Annotated in this window: 2 protein-coding genes and 1 pseudogene; 1 reads left to right on the forward strand and 2 read right to left on the reverse strand. The window is 69.1% G+C overall.

The features are described 5' to 3' along the window. Nucleotides 1–96: 96 nt before the first annotated feature. Nucleotides 97–1260, reverse strand: coding sequence for a trans-sulfuration enzyme family protein (locus Y706_RS0105060; RefSeq protein WP_028275724.1), 1164 nt, complete (start codon nt 1258–1260; stop codon nt 97–99). Between the two features lie 133 nt (nt 1261–1393). Here Y706_RS0105060 and Y706_RS0105065 point away from each other — a divergent pair, with 133 nt between their 5' ends. Then, on the forward strand, nt 1394–1891 hold the full coding sequence (locus tag Y706_RS0105065; RefSeq protein WP_018773770.1) for an Lrp/AsnC family transcriptional regulator: 498 nt from the start codon (nt 1394–1396) through the stop codon (nt 1889–1891). Between the two features lie 33 nt (nt 1892–1924). Here Y706_RS0105065 and Y706_RS23720 read toward each other — a convergent pair. Further along, nucleotides 1925–2659, reverse strand: a pseudogene (locus Y706_RS23720) (MFS transporter); the annotation flags it as partial.

Genomic DNA, 2659 nt, shown 5'->3' on the forward strand with positions numbered 1-2659 from the left:
CAATCACCGCCGTCGCGCATCCCGCGCCGGTGCCCGCAACCGGCACCGCGGCCGCCGGCAGGGTCAGGGCATCGGGCTAGGCACCGGGGCCGGGGGCTACTGCGTAGCCTCGATCGCCTGCACGAGGTCGGCGACGATGTCGGCCGGGTCCTCCAGCCCCACCGAGATCCTCAGCAGGTTCGCGTGTGGCTTGGCCGCGGCTTCGACCGGCCGGTGGGTCAGGCCCGCCGGGTGCTGGATGAGGGTATCGATCCCGCCGAGGGACACGGCGTGGGTGATCATGCCGACGGTGGCCGGGATCCGCTCGGCGTGCTCGGCACTGGCGAGCTCGAAGGCCATGAGCGATCCCGGCCCGGACATCTGTGTGCCAACGAGGCCCTGCGGGTCGCATTCGGCCAGTCCCGGGTAGTAAACCCGCCTCACGAGCCCGTGCCCTACCAGGGCAACAGCGACTTTTTCGGCGCCGGCCTGCTGGGCGCGGACCCGGACCGGGAGCGTTGCCAGCCCGCGGTGCAGCAGGTACGCCGGCCACGGGGTCAGTATGCCGCCGGTCACGGCCCGGATCTGGCGCAGGCGCACTGCCCACTCAGAGCCTGCGGCCACCACGCCGCCCATGGCGTCCCCGTGGCCGCCCAAGAACTTCGTGGCGCTGTGCAGCACCATGGCCGCGCCGTGCTTGAAGGGTTGCTGCAGTACCGGGCTGGCGAACGTGTTGTCCACCAGGAGCGGCACACCGTCGGCGGCGGCTGCCACGCGGGCGATGTCCACCAGCTCGAGGGTCGGGTTGGCTGGCGTCTCGAGGATCACCAGGCCGGTGTCCGGCCGGAGTGCGGCGCCGACGCCCTCCGGCGTCGTGAAGGTGACCTCGTTGCCAAGGACGCCGGAGGCCAAGAGGTAGTCGCTGCCGCCGTACAGCGGACGCACGGCGACAACGTGCTTCTTGCCCGCGGCCACAACCGCGAGGAGCACCGCGCTCAGCGCCGCCATTCCGGTGGCAAAGGCGACAGACTCGGGCGTGCCTTCCAGGACAGCGACGCCTTCTTCGAAGCGAGCAACCGTGGGGTTCCACAGCCTCTGGTAGACCGTGCTTTGCCCCTCCACATGTGAGCCGCCGGTGGCCATGTGCTCGTAGGCAAGGCCTCCGTCGTGCACGGACGGCAGGGGCGCCGTCGTGGACAGATCGATGGGCACCGCGTGGACGCCCAGTTCCGTGAGCCCGCTCCGGCCTGCGTGGACCGCCAATGAATCTTGAGAAAGCACCCTAGCTCCTTACGAATATTCACCATTGAATTCCGCAAGTATCTGGCAATAATTCGCGCTTTTGTAGGGGTTCTGAATGGAACTGTCGGATAACGCCGTTTATGATGAACGGAGAACACTACTAGGAGGATCCGTGAGCAGCACTGCGAAGAATGTTCGGCCGGGAGCCAGCGAACCGCTGGACGCGATCGACGAGCGCCTGCTCGCTGCCCTCGTCGCGGACGCCCGCATCTCGAACAAACAGCTGGCAGAGCTCGTGGGGATCGCGCCGTCGACCGCGCTGATGCGCACCCGCGCGCTGTCCGAGCGCGGCATCATCGAGGGCTTCGAGGCCAATCTGAGCCTGTCCGCGATCGGGCGTTCGGTCCAGGCCCTCATTGCGGTCCGGCTCCGGGCCCATGACCGCGAGCAGATCGACCGCTTCACTGCCCGGGTGCCCAAACTGCCGGCAGTGCTCTCGACCTTCCACACGTCCGGGTCGGTGGACTACCTGCTGCATATCGCCGTCGCCACCACCGAGGACCTCCGGGACTGGGTTCTGGACAACCTGGCCACCGACCCCGTGGTGGGCCACACCGAAACCACGCTGGTCTTCGACCACATCCAGGGCAACCACGGCCCGCTGCCCTAACGGGCCCGGCCGACGCAGTTAGACCCAGCGCAGTTAGACCCGGCGCAGGGCGCTTCGCAGCGTTACGGCCGCCAGCGTCAGTGCGGCGGCGGCGCACACCGTGACGAAACCGGCGACCGCGCTCTGCAGTCCGACGATCCCGGCTGCGAGCCCCAGCCCGATCACCGGGAAGGCGCTGCCAAACAGGCCTGCGCCTACTACGACGAACGGGATCTGGGCATGCCGGGCGGCCTCCACCCTGCCGGCAACGTCGTTGAACACGGTCCGGAAGGCCACGCCCTGCCCCACGCCGGCAGTGATGCTGGCCAGAATCAGCAGCCACGGGCTGCTCCAGGCGGCGGCCGCGGCGATCAGCAGAACGGAGACGCCCAGGACGGCCAGGCCGGCGGACACGGCAAACCGTCCCCGGATGGCCAGCAGCTGGCTCAGGGCTGAGGACCCCAGCGTCAGCCCAGCCAGCAGGCCGATCAGCGGCCGCGAATCGGCGTGGACAATCTGGGCGAAATAGCCGGGGGCGAGCGAGAGGCAGAAGCCAAAAACGGTGAAGCTCAGGAAGCCCACGGACGACGCCAGCCAGAAGGCGCCGCGCGCGTCGCTGGAGACCGAAGGCCGCCGCGGTGCCAGGACCCGCAGGGTCTGGGGACCGGCGTGCAGGCTGATGGCCGGCCGCGCCTTGAGCAGGTACAGGGGCACCAGCACGGCGGCGAGAACAATCGAGTGCAGGTAGTACGGGGTCGACGTCGGGCCCGGCAGGAGGGACAGCATCCC

The sequence above is a fragment of the Arthrobacter sp. I3 genome (genome assembly GCF_000520575.1).
Lineage (GTDB): Bacteria > Actinomycetota > Actinomycetes > Actinomycetales > Micrococcaceae > Arthrobacter > Arthrobacter humicola_A.